At 55.0% G+C, this 18,795-nt stretch carries 17 protein-coding genes; 5 read left to right on the forward strand and 12 right to left on the reverse strand.

Features of this window, described 5'->3' with window-relative positions; all coding sequences use genetic code 11:
* From G565_RS24815 to G565_RS0118025, 9 genes are all read right to left on the reverse strand, one after another.
* The coding region (locus G565_RS24815) for a transposase family protein (protein ID WP_169579673.1) at positions 1-221 on the reverse strand (221 nt) is incomplete at its 3' end.
* A 125-nt stretch (positions 222-346) separates the two neighbouring features.
* The gene (locus G565_RS0117990) at positions 347-1,054 is read right to left on the reverse strand and encodes a hypothetical protein (protein ID WP_028672111.1); all 708 of its coding nucleotides are present in this window, start codon (positions 1,052-1,054) and stop codon (positions 347-349) included.
* Positions 1,055-1,378: 324 nt separating this feature from the next.
* Positions 1,379-3,541 (reverse strand): peptidase domain-containing ABC transporter, encoded by a 2,163-nt coding sequence (locus G565_RS0117995; protein WP_211227217.1) that lies wholly within the window; start codon positions 3,539-3,541, stop codon positions 1,379-1,381.
* A 278-nt stretch (positions 3,542-3,819) separates the two neighbouring features.
* Entirely contained in the window at positions 3,820-5,013 is a 1,194-nt protein-coding gene (locus G565_RS0118000) for a glycosyltransferase (RefSeq protein ID WP_028672113.1), read from the reverse strand.
* 145 nt (positions 5,014-5,158) lie between these two features.
* A complete protein-coding gene (locus G565_RS0118005) occupies positions 5,159-5,554 on the reverse strand; it encodes an OsmC family protein (RefSeq protein WP_037340167.1) in 396 nt (131 codons plus the stop codon).
* Positions 5,555-5,682: 128 nt separating this feature from the next.
* Complete coding sequence (locus G565_RS26165; RefSeq protein ID WP_028672115.1) at positions 5,683-6,294, reverse strand: TetR/AcrR family transcriptional regulator; 612 nt, start codon at positions 6,292-6,294, stop codon at positions 5,683-5,685.
* A 40-nt stretch (positions 6,295-6,334) separates the two neighbouring features.
* The gene (locus G565_RS0118015; RefSeq protein WP_028672116.1) at positions 6,335-7,696 is read right to left on the reverse strand and encodes a hypothetical protein; all 1,362 of its coding nucleotides are present in this window, start codon (positions 7,694-7,696) and stop codon (positions 6,335-6,337) included.
* Positions 7,693-8,514 (reverse strand): outer membrane lipoprotein-sorting protein, encoded by an 822-nt coding sequence (locus G565_RS0118020; protein WP_051208228.1) that lies wholly within the window; start codon positions 8,512-8,514, stop codon positions 7,693-7,695. Before G565_RS0118020 ends, G565_RS0118015 begins: the two co-directional genes overlap by 4 nt.
* Positions 8,511-10,967: an efflux RND transporter permease subunit gene (locus G565_RS0118025; RefSeq protein WP_028672118.1), complete on the reverse strand. Its 2,457-nt coding sequence runs from the start codon at positions 10,965-10,967 to the stop codon at positions 8,511-8,513. Before G565_RS0118025 ends, G565_RS0118020 begins: the two co-directional genes overlap by 4 nt.
* 226 nt (positions 10,968-11,193) lie before the next feature.
* Here G565_RS0118025 and ptsP point away from each other — a divergent pair, with 226 nt between their 5' ends.
* Positions 11,194-13,452 (forward strand): phosphoenolpyruvate--protein phosphotransferase, encoded by a 2,259-nt coding sequence (ptsP, locus tag G565_RS0118030; protein WP_028672119.1) that lies wholly within the window; start codon positions 11,194-11,196, stop codon positions 13,450-13,452.
* A gap of 226 nt (positions 13,453-13,678) precedes the next feature.
* Entirely contained in the window at positions 13,679-14,545 is an 867-nt protein-coding gene (locus G565_RS24825) for a formylglycine-generating enzyme family protein (RefSeq protein WP_051208229.1), read from the forward strand.
* Between the two features lie 31 nt (positions 14,546-14,576).
* Here G565_RS24825 and G565_RS0118040 read toward each other — a convergent pair whose 3' ends face one another.
* Positions 14,577-14,936 (reverse strand): hypothetical protein, encoded by a 360-nt coding sequence (locus tag G565_RS0118040; RefSeq protein ID WP_028672120.1) that lies wholly within the window; start codon positions 14,934-14,936, stop codon positions 14,577-14,579.
* A 12-nt stretch (positions 14,937-14,948) separates the two neighbouring features.
* Positions 14,949-15,791, reverse strand: coding sequence for a hypothetical protein (locus G565_RS0118045; RefSeq protein ID WP_028672121.1), 843 nt, complete (start codon positions 15,789-15,791; stop codon positions 14,949-14,951).
* A 277-nt stretch (positions 15,792-16,068) separates the two neighbouring features.
* Here G565_RS0118045 and G565_RS0118055 point away from each other — a divergent pair, with 277 nt between their 5' ends.
* The 3 genes from G565_RS0118055 to G565_RS24830 all read left to right on the forward strand — a co-directional run bounded on the left by G565_RS0118055 (position 16,069) and on the right by G565_RS24830 (position 17,426).
* The gene (locus G565_RS0118055; RefSeq protein ID WP_028672122.1) at positions 16,069-16,296 is read left to right on the forward strand and encodes a DUF433 domain-containing protein; all 228 of its coding nucleotides are present in this window, start codon (positions 16,069-16,071) and stop codon (positions 16,294-16,296) included.
* The gene (locus G565_RS27750; RefSeq protein WP_169579674.1) at positions 16,293-16,445 is read left to right on the forward strand and encodes a DUF5615 family PIN-like protein; all 153 of its coding nucleotides are present in this window, start codon (positions 16,293-16,295) and stop codon (positions 16,443-16,445) included. Before G565_RS0118055 ends, G565_RS27750 begins: the two co-directional genes overlap by 4 nt.
* Positions 16,446-16,553: 108 nt before the next feature.
* Positions 16,554-17,426: a formylglycine-generating enzyme family protein gene (locus G565_RS24830; RefSeq protein WP_051208231.1), complete on the forward strand. Its 873-nt coding sequence runs from the start codon at positions 16,554-16,556 to the stop codon at positions 17,424-17,426.
* Between the two features lie 21 nt (positions 17,427-17,447).
* Here the strand turns inward: G565_RS24830 and G565_RS0118070 are convergent.
* Positions 17,448-18,795: hypothetical protein (locus G565_RS0118070; protein ID WP_028672123.1), on the reverse strand; the 1,348-nt coding region annotated here is incomplete at its 5' end.

Here is an 18,795-nt window from a genome sequence, read left to right on the forward strand (position 1 = left end):
AAATAGGTTGAAAACTGCATGGTATCAAGGTGACGCCAAGTTCTGCGTTCGCGATCATCGTGCTTTGGGCATACCGTTTCACATTCAGGACATATACCCGAACCATCGGCGTACTCGATTTCAATATCAACGCGATTGCCAAGCATGTTCAGGTCTACTGAGCTGATTTCCCAGGGGGATTTTATGCCGAGGAGTAACGCGTAATGATCTTCGATTTCCACAGACATGGCTCCTTAAGAATCTGGTGCGGTCAGGCCTCGATTATACTGGAATTCCACAAGAATTTACGAAGAGCCGTAATTTAAAGCCATGGTTAAGATCCTTATTACTTATGCAATTGATAGGTTTATCTGGGGAACTCCGCTTCAAACCTACAACGGTTTACCGCTGAACCTCTACCGGGGCGCTCATAATAAGCATTGAGGTAGATATAAGCTCCTTGTATTGAGCTAAAAGACATCGTTAGCAAAAAAGCACGCTGTTGAAAAATCATCGGATCCATACCCTGAATGCCTAACCCGCTTATAGGGCCATCTGTCAGGTCCAGATTCACCGTCCCCGTTGTCTCGTCATAGATAAACAGCGTATAGGGCCCGCTAAGAAAACCACTGATCATTCCGTTTCCCGAATTAAAGGCCTTGCGGCACTCCTCATTTCCCCAGGTGGTCGCAACCACGGTTTCATCCTCTCCTTCACCGTCGAGACCGAGTTTGGCTTTAAACAATCGAGGCTCACCGATATCCGGTTGTTCTTGCCGCCAATGGAAATCCCGCAGCCATTCTTCCGGACTGAGCTCACTGACACGTTTGCGATCGTTGACGGGGCTGCGATAGATTTCTCGAGCCGCCTGATCCAGGGTGCGAAAAAGCGCAAGATTTTCGGGCTCCTCCAGGCTCAATTCCTCCCAATCCGGCCGGCTGAACCCGTTAGGGGTATCGCCCAATTCAACTTCGCATACCATCGGGTTCTGTGCCGACCAGTCGGCCAGTATCGGTTCGAAGGCTTCACACACGGTGTAGCCCTCGCCCTGAGTCTGTTCGTAAGGTTCGGCCATCGCTATGCCGAGTAGACTTAACAAGGATGCACACATTACCTGTCGCATACAGTGCCCGGGGCATTTAGTGTTTTTCAATGTATTCATCATGAATGCTCATCTCCACATGCTTGCTTGTTGCCGATAGAGGTATCCGTTTTACAACCCAGCCATAAACGTTAATCGCCTATATGCTGCTTGCCATTTGGTGCGTCATGAATTATCGCCAGAACAGTCAACCACATCCGCATCAATGACGGATGGAGCCGTTTGACTTTTTTATGTAGCTCAAATTTCAAGTTCTGGCTCCTTCTATATGTAATGAGAGACTGTTTTTATTGCTGGTCACGCAATTTCATCCGGAGATCGGCTTAGCGTCACCCTCGCATCAAGCTCCAGCCCCTGAGGTATCTGATGGGTAATGAATACAAGCGTCACTTTGCCCCGAAGCTTGTTTACCGTCTGTGCGAACTGCTCAGCCGTAGCGGTATCGAGTGCACTGGTCGCCTCATCAAAAATCAGGATCTTGGGGCGCTTGAGCAACGCCCTGGCAATGGCCAGCCGTTGTTTTTGGCCACCAGAGAGCCCTACACCCCTTTCACCCAAAGCCGTCTGGTAGCCATCAGGTAGTTCTTCTATCGTTTTGTGAATCTCGGCCAGCTGGCAGGCCTGCACAACCTGCTCGAAGCTGGCCTGAGGGTTGGCGGCCATGAGGTTGTCGTATACGGTGCCGGAGAAGAGTTGCGTTTCCTGCGGCACTACCCCGAAATGGGCGCGCAACTCGTTGGCGGAGAGGTTGCGTACATCCCGGCCATCAATGAGGATTCGGCCTTCGGTGGGCCGATAAAAACCCTGTAACAACTTGGCGAGCGTACTTTTGCCGCAGCCTGACGGGCCGGTAAGGGCTACTGCGGTACCGGGCTTAATCGTGATATTCAGGTTTCGGTAGAGCGGTGGTCTGTCGTCGGCGTAGCGGAAGCCAAGCCCTTGAATGGCAATCTCGCCGTTACCGCCGGGTGCTCGTGAGGGCGTGAGGCTGTAGGGTTCGGTTGGGGCGTCCATCACATCGCCCAGGCGCGTTACGGCGATGTTCGCCTGTTGAAACTCCTGCCATAAACCCACCAGACGCAACACCGGCTGTGACAGGCGGCTGGCGAACATCTGGAAAGCAACGAGCATGCCCACCGTCATGCTGTTGGTGGTCATCACGATCCAGGCGCCGACGCAGAGAATCGCCAGCGATTGGATTTGCTCAAGTGTATTCGCGGAAACATTGTAGGTATTGAAGAGGTTACGGCTGCGAAAGCTGGAATTCAGGTAGGACGCTAAATAATCGCCAAAGCGATTGCGAAGCTGAGGTTCCATCTGCAAGGATTTCACCGTCTCCATGCCGGTGATGTATTCAATAAGAAACGCCTGGTTGCGGGCGCCTAGCTGGAATTGCTCATTCAACCGCCGGCGCAAGGCGGGCGCGATGCAAACACTGATGAGGGTGATCGCGCTCAATATTCCCAACACGATGAGTGTCAGTTGCCAGCTGTAAAAGAACATGATCGCCAGAAATATGAACATAAAAGGCAGGTCCAGAACCAGTGTAACGGCGGCACCGGTAATAAAACTGCGGATGGTCTCAATGCCTTCAATGCGGGCTACCAGTGTGCCGGTCGGTCGCTGCTCAAAATAGCGCATTGGTAAGCGAAACAGATGAGAAAATACATTCGCCCCCAGTACCGCATCGATTCGGTTACCGGTATGCAACACCAGATATTGCCTGATCCAGGTCATGATGGCGGTAAAGACGGCGAACATCACCAGTGCCACGGCCACTACCAGCAAGGTATTGAGTGTGTTATGAACAATGACCTTATCGATGATCACCTGGGTAAACAGAGGCATGGCCAAGCCCAGTAATTGGATGGCCAGCGACGCGAGAATGACATCACGCCATACTCGCTTGTGGCGCAGCAGTTCCGGTATAAACCAGCTAAAGCCAAACCGTTTGGGTTCGGCATGAGCTTCGTCTTCAGGGGGTGCGGCATCCGCCGGGCGAACAACAAGCGCCAGCGGTTCGAAGCGCCGGTCCGCTTCATCAACGCCCTCGGTGTGCGGCGTATCACTGCCAGGCTCGAAATACAGAATCCGATCGCCGTCCGAGCGCACTGCCAACGCCATGTTTGGCGCGGGTTCACTGCTGTCTTCGTCTTGGTTGGTAGGCTCGTTTTGCTCAACTACCCTGTGCATCAAAATACAGGGGAAACTTTCTGGTTGTAATGCAGAGATGTCTTCGTGGTAAAGCTTGACCGTCAGGCCAAGTTCCACAACCGCTTGCTGCAAGGAGGCGAGGGTGTACGGCGGAGGAAACTGCTCCACCAGCAGTTTGGATTCAAAGGGGACGCGGTGAATCCGACAGAGGCTACCCACCGCCCACACAAATGTTGGCAATGACATTGACGGATCGGCGTATTGTTCAGCGCGATCTTTGGGGGCTTGCTGAGCAGCTGCGCTCACAATGCTATCCTTTTGCTTCCTTGTTACTGCATTGCAGCCGATCGGTTCGGGCTACCAGAGAACCGAATGCGCCCTGCATCCTTTATTGCTGGTCCAATTACTGGAACTGAAACAAGACAATATTTATGCCTGATTGAATATCTGAATTGATAATAAGTCAGGGGAATACGCAATATTTTCGTGTCCATTACACACAGTCAACGAGCCAGCCCCCGTTTTGTGATTGAGCACACATAAACGCAACTTTCATCCAGTATTCCTTCAGGCACCAGTTCGATCTAGTTTGCCAACAGGTGCTCGCAGTGCTCTGCTATCTTTCTTGCGACCGAGGTTGGGGATTCCACTTTATGCCGGGAAGCAAAAACACGGGCTCTTTCCCTACAAGGTGCATCAAGCACTCGCTCAAGAGCCCGGGGCAGCGCTGACAACGCATCGGGAGCCACTATTTTCCCCACTCCCTGTGCTTCAACACGTCGTGCAAACGCATATTGTTCCATTTGTAGAGGAATCAGCACGACAGGACGGCCCGCGACTAACGCCGCTACGACCGTTTCATGCCCGGCGTGACATATCACTGCATCGCAGGTCTCAAAGGTCTTAACCAGATCATAGGGCTTTGCACTGATTTTCAGCGTATCAGAGGCGTACCGTTTTAACGCTTCTCGTGAGATACCCGGTGCATAGACCTCAGCTTCGCAGCCGGATTGCTGGAGTGCCTGAATGGTGGCATCGAAATGCGCACCGGGAGGCTTTACGTATGCAAATACTCTGCGCCGACCACTACCCGACCAGTTTGGCAGCACTCCGCCTTTAGCTTGCGTTGGCAAGCCCCAGTACCGGGCCGGTTGCGGGCGATCATAATGATCCAGCTCCGGTAGTGTGCATAAAAAGGCTTCATCGACGTTGAACAACTCAGAAACATGATTGATGGCGGGCTGCCCCATTTTCTCTGCAACGGCTTCAATAACGCGCGACACTTTTTGCTCAGCAACCAGGCTACGCGAACGGACTTCCGGTGAGACTTCACGAAAGGTGGGCATTGGCGTGATATTAGTGGGAGGAATGCTATAGCCGCTACCAATCGAGGTACATACGAATGATCGGTCACGAGCAGCCAAGAGTGCCGTAGGAGCTAAGTCGCACATCAATAAGTCTGGTTGCAGGGCCTCAAAGGTATCGCTCCAGGCCCGCACCATGCCGTGAAGGCCCGGCACGCTGAGGTAACCATAGTGCTGCAATATCTCCGGCATGCTGACCGGATGAGCCGGTGCACTTTTTGACCTCGGCATCCACAGTGGTGCTTGCATGATGGCCGCCTGCTTCAGGCCCTCCATATGTTGTACACGGGCCAAATCTCGCAGCAGCAGGGTAACGCGATGCCCGCGCTCAATAAATTGCGGAACCAGCGCCGCAAAACGACCAAGGTGGCCTAAATGCCCTCCCAACTCCCAAACACCTACAATATGTGCCATTAGCGCCCTCTTTCTTCCCTGCGTATGTTCAAAGCTGTTTATTGTGACACAGTGAGAAATAGGCGGTAGGTCGAATGTGACTCATATCCGAAAGGTGTACGGCATAATTTTAGAAGTTCGTTTCAGTGTTAACAAAACTTCAGTATTAGGTTGAAATGTTCACAGTGACGCCTTTTTTCAGGGTATTCGCCACAATGCAGCCTCGCTCGGCTATCGTCACCAGCTTGGGCAAGAAGCTCTCAACACTCGCAGAGCCGGTAACAATCATCTCGATGCGATCATAGGCCGCTGGAGTACCGGCAATGGTGCCAATGATGCGGACATCGATTTCACCCAGCTCTACTTCGCGCGCCTGGGCCGCAGCGACCAGGTTGGACATGAAGCAGCCACCGAGTGCGGCCAGCAGGGCTTCGCCACCCATAGGGCCGGCGTTTTCACCGCCTTTTTCGGTTGGGCGGTCCATCACCAGGTTGTGTTCTCGGATGCGGGCTTCGCTGGCGGTGGTACCTGCGCGTGTCAGTTGGACGGTGATTTCGGCCATGGTGGGAGTCTCCGTTGTTGTTTCTGTGTGGTTTCTATTTTGTTTTTCTCAGTGTAGGGCGGTTTTCAATCTTTCGGAAGCACGGGTGGAGTGGCTTCATGGGTCTTATTTGATGGCCTCTGGTCGGTCTAGGGGGACTGCAACGCCCGGTCCAGCAGGGTACCGATAAAATCGGCCAGGTCGTCGAAATAAGCATCGTCCATCGGCTTTTGGCGGACGGCTTCCAGAATCGGTTGCAGTAACAACGGTGCCACGAGCAGGCTTTGCAACACCAGCCGGGCTTGCTCGGGCCGGTGAATTTTGCCCGCGGGAAGAGTCTGATCAAGCTGTTGTTCCACCTGAAGAATCAGCGGGCGCAGCACGCTGTCTATCAGCCACTGGCGCTGGGCATCTGGCGCATAGAGCGCGTTTTTAATCACCAGGTGAATCAGCTCGCGCGGCGCGAAGCGGTAAAAGTATTTGAAGACGTCGACAAAGGAAGCTGTCGGGAACTGTTTCAGGTTCTCCAGTACGTGGGCTTTTACCGGACCCAGATAACTGAGCAGTACGGCCCGGTACAAGCCGCTTTTGTCGCCGAAATAGTAGGCGATCATGGCTGAATTAACCCCGGCGCGTTCGGCAATACGCCGAATCGACACGCGCTGGTAATCCTGGTGCAAAAACAGATGCCGGCCGGCGTCCAGCAACCGTTGGTGAGCGGAATCCGGTTCTGGCCCGGTGCCGGGTTGGGCTGATTGCATGCTACAGACTCACTGATTGCGTTGTATGTTATTAACCGGGCTAAAACAGCCACTCTACTTGCCAGAACAGTCGATCACTGTTGTCGGCAGCTTGCAGGGCGGGGGCGTTGCCAGCGTGGTAGCCGACCCAGCCCAATTCGGAGCGCCACTGGTCGCTGATCGTCCAGTCGGCGCCCAGTCGGAAGGCTTGACCGCCATCGGCATCCAGACCAAACCCCAAAATGGCCGCCGTGAACGTCAGTTGCTCCCGGGCGGTGCTGTGTTCAAGGCCAATGGCCCAGCGATGACTGTACTCTTCGCCCAGAGTCGCCGCCATACCAGGCTGGTAACCCGGAAGATAACCCGTGCTGACTTCCAGAACCAGTCGGCTGTTCGCCGGCAAGGTCAGATCGGCGCCCAATGCCCAGGCCAGGCGCTCGGTGGTCTGCATCGGGCCCTGCGTTTGCGGTGGGTTGCCGGTGACCGGCGCCCAGGCGAGACCGTCTTGCGCCGCCATTTCCGCTTTCACTATGGCAGGCCCTACCGGAAGGCTGAACCCGGCGCCAAAAGTCGTCAGGCGTTCATAGTGGCGTTCGATGCCACCGGGCCTGAACTTCGGGTGCCCAGAAGGGTTATATCCGCGCCAAATGAAGGCCGCGAGATCCGCCCTGTGCCACAGGCCGCTTATTCTAACGCCGCCGGCGTGAGCCTGCGGGTCTTCCCAGCCGTGATCGGGTAGCCGGTCGTCGGTGGCCGCCGGCAATGGGTAATAGTCGCTGCCATAGACCGGTAACTCAGCCATGCGGTTCTCATGCGCAATGGCGCCCTGCAGAGTCCAGCGACCAAGATACCATCGCGCTTCGGAGAGCCAGCGCGACAAGCGGGCTTCATCGGCGTCATACAAGCCTGGTTGCGAACGCTGTGGCGGGTTAACCGGCTCCAGAATCGACAATACATCGTTGAAGCCCCAGGTCAGCACCTGACGGCCGCTGGTCAGCGCCCAGCCGGGCGTCGTGTAGCCAAGCCGAGCCTCATCGAGTTCCAGCCGGGTTTCACGCTGATCGCGGTAGGGTGTTTGCCAGTGGGCATCCGGGTTCACATCGAACACCCAGTCGTGGCTTAGTTCGGCATTCAGCAGAAAGTTCAGTTGCTCGCTGGGGCGCCATTCCAACCGGGTGTTCCAGGCCGTTGCCAGGCTGGCCAGACCCCGATGATCGGTTTCGCCCGAAAGCGGCGCGTCATGCGCCGTGGCCCACTGGCCACGCTGGATCAGGCGATTGGCCACATACAGGATATCGGTGGATACGGGAGCCTGCGTTTCAACCTCGCTGAACCCGCTGTCAAAGGCCTCGCCGAACGGATCATCCTCTGCCGCAACGCTCGCACACACGGCTGCGATAGGCAGCCAAAACCGGTGGTTCATAAGCCCTGCTCCAGACGCTGAACGGTAAATTCGGACGCGGTCACCCCGGGGTTCAGGTTAATGTTGCTGAAGGTCAATTGGGTGCGGTGCACCGTCTGGCCGCCTTCCTGGGTGACCACCTGCATGACCAGCGGCAACCAGAATCCATCGCGCTGTTCCCACTCGGGCATGTTCATCAACTTGCGTTCGTTGCCTTGCTCCAGGTTGTGAATGGCACGAACAACCTGGTGGTTGCTCTGCTGCACATAAACCACCGAATCGGTGTAACCGGTACGGTCTGTCACGCCCTGGTTGGCGGCCGTGGCACGCACCCGCCAAACGGGTTCATCCCCCACCTGTTCCTCACCCAGCAATTCATAGGTCCACTCGTCCAGGTTGCGAGAAGACATATCCGCATAGGAAAGATCCGACCCCATGAAACTGCTGCTCTGGTCGCTGCCGGCAATGCGTTTTGACTTATTCATGCTGGGCAGGAACAACCACTGATCGTCATTGCGTTGCGGGTCGGTGTAGTCGTGCACCAGAAAACCGGTGCCACGCACGTCGGACGGTTCCAGAAAAAACAACAGGCTGCGTTCGCTGTCGTCAAAGGTGCGGCTGACTGAGCGCAAGCGGCGAACGCGCTGGTTACCGTTGCGGTCGATCAGCGTCATCGCCATGTCGGCCGCCATCAGTTCAGGAGAAGGCTGGGCATCCACGCGCTCCATAACCTCCCGGCCAGTGTCGGCCCGGGCGGTGTTGCAGGCCAGCACCAGCATGGCGAAAAGAATTGCGATGCCAGTGGTCAGGTTCGGAGGTGCTTGGGTGAACAGTTTCATGAGGTAGTCTCCTGTTTCAGGCGAGGGGCATACCAGCGCAACAGCACCGGCGTAAGCGTGAAATTCGATAGTACCGCCAGCAAAAAAGCGGTTCCGCTAAGCAAACCGAAGTGAAAAATGCTCGATACATCGCTGAATAGAAACACGTAAAAACCAATGGTTAAGACCACAGCCGTGGTCAGCAAGGCGGGGCCTGCATGTTCAAAGGCGAGATCGACGGCTTGCTCTGCATCGCCGGTTTCGGCAAAGGCGGTGCGAAAGTGGTGGGCAAAGTGCACGGTGTTATCGACCGTGATGCCAATGGCCACGGTGGCAACCAACATGGTGAACAGGTCCAGTGGAATGTTGAGCGCCTGCATCAGGCCCATCACCACCAGAATCGGCGCGAGGTTGGGCAGCATCGCTAGCGCACCCAAGCTTATCGAGCGCAGCAGGGCCATCATCATCACCGTGATAGCGATGGCGGCCAGGCCATAGCTCCAGGCGGTGGTGGTAACCACTTCGTTAAGGGTAGCGCTGAGCAACGGCAACAACCCGGCCACCCGCACCTCGGCCCAGGGTGTCAGTGCCTGGCTCAGCGTTTGTTCGGTAACGTCGATGAATGCCTGGTAATGCAGAATATCGGCCCAGGGCATGATCAGGGTGATTTTCATTTCCCGGTAATCGGGGCTGACCAGGCGGCTCAGTTCGTCGGCCCCGCTGTTTTCGAACAGGATCAGTTCTTCGGCCAGCAAGCTGGCGGTGTCGGGTATCCGGTAATAGTCGGCGTCGCCACTGTTCAGAGCCTGATGCGTTCCCTTGATGATATCGAGCAGGGAATTGACATGACCGATACGCACACCACCGGGGCGGCCAGCCTCAAGTTGGGTCAGGGCCTCATCGAGACGCGTTAACATCTGTGGGTTCTTCAGGCCGTTCTCTTCACCGGTATCGATGATAACGTCCATATTGATGGTCCCGCTTAACCGCGCATCGATGGTGTCGGTCGCGGTACGAATAGGCAGCGATTGGGGCATCCAGTTCAGCGGGTCGAACGAGAAGCGCAGTTGCACCGCCAGTGCCAGGGCGGCTACCACCGCCAACAACCACAGGCCCGCCAGCCAGGCACCCCGGCGCACGCTCAGTTCCGCAAACCAACGCAGAACCCAGTGCACTGGCCCCTGCCCGCTGGCGGATTCGTTCATGGAGGCCGGTGCCAGGCGCGGTGCCGACAGTGGCCATATCGACATCAGAGCGGGCATCAGCAACACCGTCAACGCGAAGGCCAGCATCACCCCCAGAGCCGAAAAAAGCCCGAGATTGGCAATGGGAATCAGATCGCCACTGGCCAGAGTGGCGAGCCCGGCGGCGGTGGTCAGGGAGGTCAATAACATCGGCAGGGCGGTCCTGCGAATCGCCAGCCGCATGGCGTCATACCGGCCCTGACCCGCGTTATACCCTTTAAAAAAATGCGTCATCACGTGAATCGCATCGCCCACGGTAATCGCCAGCAGAAAAGACGGCACCAGTATCAGCGGCATTTGCACGGTCTGACCGGCCAGCGACAGGCTGGCGAAGGTGGCCAGAATGGCTAGAATTACTGCTGTAAGCGGAATCACCACCGCCGACACGCGGCGGAAAAACGCGATCAGCACGGCGATGATCAGCAAAATAGTCAGGCTGATGAAGGTTTGCATTTCACGCTTCATCGTCATTTCCAACTGCTGGTTAATGACTGGCATACCGGCAAGCACAGCATCCAGTCCATCTGTTGCCACGAGTTCAGCGTTCAGTGCAGTGATCAGTTCATTGGTTTTCTCGATGGGCAAAAAAGTGTCGCTCCCATCGCCAGAAGCACCTGCCACTGATGAAGAGCTGTCCGCGAAAGCGCCATCAAAGGCACGGTCAAATGCTGACGCATCGTCAGATACTGCCCGGGGGTCAAAGTCGTAGGTATAGGGTTCGATCACGAGGGTCGTAAAAGTGCGCTCAGCATTGATAACCAGCCCTTCCAGTGCGGGCGTGGCGGCGATGCGTTGTTCAATCGTCGCCCGGTCCAGAGTGCCCACTGATGCTGGCACCAGATCATCGACGGTTAAACCATCAGCCGTGCCTTCCTGATAGGGCACGTTCAGCAGGCTGTCGACGCGACGCACCCAGGGCACTTGCTGCTCGATACGCCGGTGCAAATCCGCCAGACGGCTCAAATGGGCGTCGCTGAGCACGTCCGGTGCTTCAATACCGACCACAATGACGTCGTTCCTGCCGTAGGTTTCCTTAGCGGCGTTATAGGCCTGGCGTGCGGCGGTGCTGTCGTCGATGAAGTGCTCGAGATCGGTATCGAGCTGCAACTGCGGTAGCTGACTACCCAGCGCCACCATAAACAGCACCAGGCCAGCCAGTATGGGCCAGGGGTGGCGCATGACCCCGTTCGTGTACCGGTCTAGCCAGCTCGCCTGTCGGGTTGGTTGCATGATGAAGTTCCCTGAGCCAAAGTAAGTTAATCAATCGATTAAACCTTAGCGCCGAAGCCCCTGACGCAGCGACCTTTACCGTTCATCAAAAGGCATGAAATGATCAGTACCCGACCCGCATGAGTACACCAAGGATCAGTGGTGCTCAACCCAAAAACCAGCGACAATAGCGATGTGTTTCACGTTCCGATTGACCGCCTGACCACGGCACTACCACAGGACCGCCATGCTCAACCCGCTGATTACCGCTAAACGCATCCTGATCGCAGCCGCCCAGGCGCCGGACAGCGCGTCTCTGATGCGCCTGATTGTGGAACGCATCCGCACCGCTCTGAACGTTGATGTGTGCAGTCTCTATGTCATGGATGAACAGGGCGAACTGGTGTTGACGGCGACTCTGGGCCTCTCGGAAGAATCCATCGGGACTACGCGAATGGCACCGGGCCAGGGCCTGGTGGGCACCATTGCCCAGCGCCAGCACCCGTTGAACCTCGACAATGCCGAGCATCACCCACGTTTCCGCTATTTCGAGCAGACCGGTGAAGAAGACTTCCAGGGCTTTCTCGGCGTACCCATTATTCATCTGGGGCAGACTCTGGGCGTACTGGTGGTTCAGGTTCAGGAGACGCGGCGGTTTACCGAGGAAGAAGAAGCCTTCCTGATCACCATGGCCGCGCACATGGCCGGAAGTCTTGCTGGCAACCTGAAAAAGGCCTCACGGCCCCTGGTCACCGATGATCACGTTCCGGTGCTGCGTTTTCAGGGCATCAAAGGCGCTCCCGGCATTCAGATCGCCACCGCCTGGCTGGTTAAAGACGACGTACGCCTCGACGACATCCCCGAGCGGGACGGCAGCAGCATTGAATTCGAACAACAGCGCATCGCCGAAGCGCTGGCTGATACCCGGGACGAACTCGATACCGGCCTCGATCAGCTAGGCAGCAACTCCAACGACACGCTGAACTCCCTGCTCGATGTTTATAAACTGTTGCTGCAGAGCCCTGAGCTGAAGCAAGCCATTGCCGATGAAATACAGCAGGGCGTCAGTGCCAGCACCGCCCTGAAACGCGCCATGCTCAGCCAGATAGCTGTGTTCGAGGCCATGGACGACCCCTATCTGAAAGCCCGTTCGGAAGACTTGCGGATATTGGGTGTTCGGATTTACCGGCATTTGCATGAAGAGCTCAACGAACGCATGCAGCCGGAAAACCCGGTGATTCTGGTCGGGCGCGAAATCAATATTTCGCACTTCACCCGCATCGATCACGATAAGCTGGTCGGCATTGTCAGCCTGGAAGGGTCGGCCTTGTCACACACAGCAGTGCTGGCAAACGCGCTGGGCATTCCGGCTGTGGTGGGCATTGGGGACGAAGACCTGAGCAGTCTCGACAAGACTGAGATCATTATCGACGGCTACCGTGGCCTGGTCATAGGTCACCCGCCGGTGGCCTTGTTGAACGAATTCCAGCGTATGGCGCGCCAGGAAAAAGCGCTGCAAGCCGACTTGTCGCATTTGAAAAGTCTGCCCGCCGAAAGCAAAGACGGACAGCGCGTGCGCCTGTACACCAACACAGGTCTGCTGGCCGATATTACGCCGGGCCTGGAGCGGGGCGCCGAGGGCATCGGGCTGTACCGGTCGGAAATTCCGTTTATGGCGCACAATACCTTCCCGACCGAAGAGGAACAGGTGCGCATTTATCGGGGCGTGCTCAGCGCCTATTCGCCAAAACCCGTGGTTATGCGTACGCTCGACATTGGCGGCGACAAAGCCCTGCCCTACTTCCCGATCAAGGAACAGAACCCGTTTCTGGGCTGGCGCGGTGTGCGGTTTACCCTCGACTACCGCAACATTTTACTCGATCAGATTCGCGCCATGCTGATTGCCAATATCGACAACGACAACCTGCAATTGATGATCCCGATGCTCAGCCGTGAAGATGAACTCGAGCGTTTTCACACCATCGTCGATAAAGCCGTTGCCCAGTTGAAAGAGGAAGGTTACCCGGTCAGCAAACCGCCGGTGGGCATCATGGTCGAAGTGCCTGCCGTACTCTGGTTGCTGCCGCGCCTGCGCGACACCATCGATTTCGTGTCGATCGGCTCCAACGACCTGACCCAGTATCTGCTGGCGGTTGATCGCAATAATCCCAAAGTGGCGTCGCTTTACAGCCACCTCCACCCAGCGGTAATCAGCGCGCTGCGTGGTCTTGTGCGTGAGTGCAAACGCTTAAACCTGCCAGTCAGTATTTGCGGGGAAATGGCGACCGACCCGGTGGCGGTGGTCTTATTGCTGGGCATGGGCGTGCGCACCTTGAGCCTGTCGGCATTCCACCTGCCCCGCATTAAATGGTTGATTCGCTACCTGCACATGAGTGATTGCGTCAGCCTGCTTGATCGCGCCCAGAACTGCAAAACCGAGCAAGACTTGCGCGACATGATCAACGCACATATCAAAGAACTCGGCTTGGGGGCTTTGATACAATAAAAGAGTGGGAAGGGACGCAACACATTAAAAGACGTCTTCAGGTATACAACGTCTTTTAATGTGTTGCGTCTCTTGGTGTCTTTCGACTTTTCCTGTTTCGCGTCCCTTCATGTCCCGCGTCTGTTAATGTTCCACGTCATTCAAAAATCTGTGATCCCGGTTCCATACCCCAGATCCTAACCTTGATACACTACCCGGATAACTCACTTTGAGTAAGGATTGCTCAATGAATGCGCGTTATTGGCTGGGTTTCGCCGTTGTTATTTTCGGAGGCTTCACCTTCTACGCTTCGAATCTGAACCCATCCAAGCATTTGCCACGCCTCAAGGTCACCGACGCCGACATCGACGCGCTGATCGACCGTACCTATGAGCAGATGGTATTTGTCGAAGGCGGTAGGTTTCTGATGGGCGACATCATGCACGATAGCCTTTATTCCACCATGGGCGACGATAACAAACCCGCAGTTGAAGTGACGCTCGACAGCTATTCCATTGGTGCCTATGAAGTGAGCTACCGGGATTTCGATATTTATACGTCGGCAAATGATTTGCCTCGCGCAATGGATAGAGACTGGGTCGTTGGTCAAGAATGGCGCAAGCCTGAATACCCTGCAGGTACCAGTTGGACCAGGGCAAAAGACTATTGTCTATGGTTAGCTGAAGTAACAGGAGAGCCGTTTGACTTACCCACCGAGGCACAGTGGGAATATGCGGCGCGTAGCGGTGGAATAGATATAATATTTGCTACAGACGATGGGACTATTAGGCTAGGCGAAAACTATGAAGACGGTGCTGAGCGTCAGTTGCCGTCAGGGACATTTCCGCCGAACCCATTGGGACTTTATGATATGTCCGGCAATATGAGTGAGTGGGTTAATGACTGGTACGACGAAGACTATTATCAGAAGATGCCAAGTCACAATCCACTTGGTCCTGAAACAGGCACTGAGAAAGTAACTCGCGGTGGCGTTTATGGAGAATCCCCGACGGGAAGCAATATCATCAGAAGGACTAACCACTCTGAGTACGACACAGAATACAGTTCAACAGGTTTTCGTTGTGTATTGAATTCACGATTGGTTTCCTTTTGAAACTGAGGCACCGCCGATTTCTATTGAATCATTAAGCTTGCCTGGTAAGCGAATGCCCTTCTTGAGCCAGCATCGCTGCATTGGAGGCCGTTGTCTCTCTTATCGGATGTTCTGGGAGATTGTCTCTCCAATCGCTGAAAAATCGCGCTTCGACGCCATCTAAGTTGCCACTGATCAAATCAAACCCATCCCAGGCAGACCAGCCAGTTTGATCCGGGTGCAGTGGTCCATCCGGTCCCATGCGCTCGGTAATTTCGATGTACTCTCGCTTGCAGGTAATGGTTTTAAGAATTTTGACAATAGCCTCTTCACGCGTTTCATTAAAACCGTTCAAACCCCAGCTTTCTGGGTGCAGCCAGGCTTTACGGGTAGCACACAGCGTTCGTAACATGCTGGCTTTAGATTAAGGCGGTGCAAACTGTAATAACCCTTCCCGGTCACTCAGGATATTTTCTGCCAATTGGTGAGCATAGTCATTTTCCTCGAAAGGAAGTCTCAATGCGTCCCACCAGTCACTGACCTGATGAAATGTACCGGTTAGCCCTTGAGCAAAAGATAGCCCAAGTGAAAATATCCCGGAGATAACCTTATGCAGTACCTTGAACGCTTCAGTTTCAATAATCTCCAACTTCCGAAAATCAAACTGCATCAACTGGTGATACACAAACTGCACAAAATCGATCAGGGCTTTCACGCCCACGGTGGCCACCATCTCCCCGCTGGCACCCACGCCAAGCGCAGCCCCTGCCTTGGCTCTGACCATATACTTGCCATCTTCATAGCCTATATAGAAACCGAGGGTAAAGCCGGTACCCGCCCGGGCCTGAAACTCGCCGCCCAATTCAGCCAGCGCCCGAAAGGCTGGCTGGTCATCGGTACGGGCTTCCAGGTTGTCCCATTCAATGGCTCCGCTGACGCCACAACCGCCGGATACCCCTGTAAAGGCATTCAATTGCACATCGGCCGGTACAAAGTGCGGGTCGTTTTGCGTTTTTTGACGGGCTTCGTCGGCACCTACGCCCCGAATTTCAGGCTGGCCGCCGTTCATGCTGATATCGACGTTGCCGCTTAGCAAAACCTTGGCACCGGCAAAACCGATCAGAGAGAGCGTCAGCGACGCGCGAATGGCGCCGAAATCGAGCGGTTGGGTACCGCCACCCTTGGTGGGCAGGTCCAGCCCGCATGGGCCAATCGACTTTGTCGGGGAAATGACAAGTTGCGGTGGCTTTGCCTTCAAACAGTGCAACGGTCATCCGGGCATCGGCAAAGAAGCGCAACATGGCCGCTTCGGTGGTGGCCGAGAAATGTTCACTGGCGGCGAGCCAGTCTTGCGGTTGGCCAGCAACGCCTCTTGGGGCATCCCATATCATCCATTGGCCAGATCCCACCAGGTCTGGTCCTCCGCCAGGCGATAGCGTTCGCGGGTTTCATAAACCGGGCGCTGGCCGTGCAACTCCTGCTCCTTGACACCAGGTACCCTCAGAACCAGAATACCAGATCAAACTCAATAGCCACGGCCTACCATGAACTACAAAGACCATATCGACATTACATCCGGTAAAAGAAGTGGTAAGCCGTGCGTGAAGGGCACAAGAATAACGGTCTACGATGTACTGGGCTGGTTAGCTAACGGCATGTCCACAGTGGAAATTCTGGAAGATTTTCCGGAACTGAAAGCAGAGCATATCCAAGCCTGCCTGGCCTATGCGGCTGATCGCGAGCATCACTTAGCGGTTATAAACGCCGCGTGAAGCTCCTTCTTGACCAAAACCTGTCGCATCGCCTTGTGAAACACCTGGACGATTTCCTCCCCGGAAGCAGTCAGGTCGCGCTGTTAAATTTGGGTGCCGCGCCAGACGATAAAATATGGCAATACGCAAAAGATCACCAGTTTAGCTAACAGCTACGAGCTTGCAGCTCGCAGCTCCAAATCTGTGACCCCGTCCCAATCCCTCACAGCCAAACTTGATACACTGCCCCAATAACCAACCCGAGTAAGGATCACTCAATGAAAGCGCGCTATTGGCTGGGCATCGCCATTCTTATTATCGGCGGCATCACCTTCTACGCCTTGAATCTAAACCCCTCCAAACACCTGCCACGCCTCAAGGTCACCGACGCCGACATCGATGCACTGATCGACCGCACCTATGAGCAAATGGTGTTTGTCGAAGGTGGTGAGTTTCTGATGGGCGACATCATGCACGATGGGCTTTACTCCACCATGGGCAACGATAACAAACCGGCAGTGGAAGTGACGCTCGACAGTTATTCCATCGGTGCCTATGAAGTGAGTTACCGGGATTTTGACATTTATACGGCGGCGAATAACTTGCCCGGAACGCTCGATGAAGACTGGGCAGTCGGCCAAGAGTGGCGCGAGCCTCAATACCCTGCCGGAACGAGCTGGACAGGCGCCAAGAATTACTGTTTATGGATAGCGGAAATCACAGGCGAGCCTTTTGACTTACCCACCGAGGCGCAGTGGGAATATGCGGCCCGCAGTCGGGGTGTGGATGTGATTTACGGTACTGACGATGGGACGATACGCTTGGGTGAAAACTATGAGGATGGTGCGAATCATCCTTTGCCATCGGGTACGTTTCCGCCAAACTCGCTTGGGCTTTATGATATGTCTGGCAATATGAAAGAATGGGTTAATGACTGGTATGACGAAAATTATTATCAAACTATGCCTCGGCATAACCCCCCCGGCCCTGATTCAGGCACTGAGAAAGTTACTCGCGGAGGAGTTTTCGGTGAATCATTTCCAGCGAGCAATGTCGTAATAAGGTTTACTCAACCAGAGCTTAATACAGAATTTCGGGTTGTTGGGTTTCGTTGTGCTCTGAATACTCGCCAACCCGTTTCTGCACCTTGAGTCATATTTCATATCGAGTCACTAAACGTGACGAGATATTGTGTGCCCGGCTTGGGCCAGAATTGCTGCACTCGAAGCCTGCATTTCTTTTGCAGGTTGCTCTGGAAGGTTGTCTCGCCAATCATAGAAAAAGCGTGCCTCGACCCCGTCTAGCGAACCACTGATTAGATCGAAACCATCCCAAGCCGTCCAGCCTGTTTGATCTGGGTGCAAGGGACCACTAGGCCCCATCCTTTCTATGATTTCAGTATATTCACGTTTGCAGGTAATGGTCTGCAATATTTTCACAATGGCCTCTTCGCGAGTTTCTTTGTAACCCCATCCCCAGCTACCTGGGTGCAGCCAGGCTTTGCGGGTAGCGCAAAGCGTTCTCAACATGCTAGCTTTGGATTCAGGTGGTGCAAATTGCAGTAGGCCTTCATTATCTTGCAAAACGTTTTCCGCCAGTTGGTGAGCGTAGTCGTTTTCTTCAAAGGGCAATTTCAACTTGGCCCACCACTCGTCTATCTGCTCGAAAGTTCCAACTAATCCCTGAGAAAGAGATAATCCTAGTGAAAATATCCCCGAAATAACTTGGTGCAGTACTTTAAACGCGTCGCTATCGATAATTTCAAGTTTCCGAAAATCAAACTGCATCAACTGGTGATACACAAACTGCACAAAATCGATCAGGGCGTTAATGCCCACGGTGGCCACCATCTCCCCGCTGGCACCGACGCCAAGCGCAGCCCCCGCCTTGGCTCTGACCATATACTTGCCATCTTCATAGCCTATGTAGAAACCCAGGGTAAAGCCGGTACCCGCCCGGGCCTGAAACTCGCCGCCCAATTCAGCCAGCGCCCGAAAGGCTGGCTGGTCATCGGTACGGGCTTCCAGGTTGTCCCATTCAATGGCTCCGCTGACGCCACAACCGCCGGATACCCCTGTAAAGGCATTCAATTGCACATCGGCCGGTACAAAGTGCGGGTCGTTTTGCGTTTTTTGACGGGCTTCGTCGGCACCTACGCCCCGAATTTCAGGCTGGCCGCCGTTCATGCTGATATCGACGTTGCCGCTTAGCAAAACCTTGGCACCGGTAAAACCGATCAGAGAGAGCGTCAGCGACGCGCGAATGGCGCCGAAGTCGAGCGGTTGGGTTCCGCCGTCTTTGGTTGGTAAATCCAACCGCATCGGCCAACCGTTTTTGTTGGGGTAGTGGCACGCAACCGTCGCTTTGCCTTCAAACAAGGCCATGCTCATTTGTGCATCGGCCGAGAGCCCGATCGCGGTCTTGCTGAACGTGGCTCCGGCTGAGGCACCGGCAAAAAAGCGCAGCATGGCCGCTTCAGTGGTGGCGGAATAATGCTCACTGGCGGTGAGCCAGTCTTGC

It is taken from the genome of Saccharospirillum impatiens DSM 12546 (assembly GCF_000423605.1).
Classification (GTDB): domain Bacteria; phylum Pseudomonadota; class Gammaproteobacteria; order Pseudomonadales; family Natronospirillaceae; genus Saccharospirillum; species Saccharospirillum impatiens.

What these genes read in the sequence shown, in the direction of transcription:
- G565_RS0117990 (WP_028672111.1), bottom strand. Translation starts at nt 1,054, where the DNA reads ATGGCCGAACCTTACGAACAGACTCAGGGCGAGGGCTACACCGTGTGT.
- G565_RS0118000 (WP_028672113.1), bottom strand. Translation starts at nt 5,013, where the DNA reads ATGGCACATATTGTAGGTGTTTGGGAGTTGGGAGGGCATTTAGGCCAC.
- G565_RS0118005 (WP_037340167.1), bottom strand. Translation starts at nt 5,554, where the DNA reads ATGGCCGAAATCACCGTCCAACTGACACGCGCAGGTACCACCGCCAGC.
- G565_RS26165 (WP_028672115.1), bottom strand. Translation starts at nt 6,294, where the DNA reads ATGCAATCAGCCCAACCCGGCACCGGGCCAGAACCGGATTCCGCTCAC.
- G565_RS0118015 (WP_028672116.1), bottom strand. Translation starts at nt 7,696, where the DNA reads ATGAACCACCGGTTTTGGCTGCCTATCGCAGCCGTGTGTGCGAGCGTT.
- G565_RS0118020 (WP_051208228.1), bottom strand. Translation starts at nt 8,514, where the DNA reads ATGAAACTGTTCACCCAAGCACCTCCGAACCTGACCACTGGCATCGCA.
- G565_RS0118025 (WP_028672118.1), bottom strand. Translation starts at nt 10,967, where the DNA reads ATGCAACCAACCCGACAGGCGAGCTGGCTAGACCGGTACACGAACGGG.
- ptsP (WP_028672119.1), top strand. Translation starts at nt 11,194, where the DNA reads ATGCTCAACCCGCTGATTACCGCTAAACGCATCCTGATCGCAGCCGCC.
- G565_RS24825 (WP_051208229.1), top strand. Translation starts at nt 13,679, where the DNA reads ATGAATGCGCGTTATTGGCTGGGTTTCGCCGTTGTTATTTTCGGAGGC.
- G565_RS0118040 (WP_028672120.1), bottom strand. Translation starts at nt 14,936, where the DNA reads ATGTTACGAACGCTGTGTGCTACCCGTAAAGCCTGGCTGCACCCAGAA.
- G565_RS0118055 (WP_028672122.1), top strand. Translation starts at nt 16,069, where the DNA reads ATGAACTACAAAGACCATATCGACATTACATCCGGTAAAAGAAGTGGT.
- G565_RS24830 (WP_051208231.1), top strand. Translation starts at nt 16,554, where the DNA reads ATGAAAGCGCGCTATTGGCTGGGCATCGCCATTCTTATTATCGGCGGC.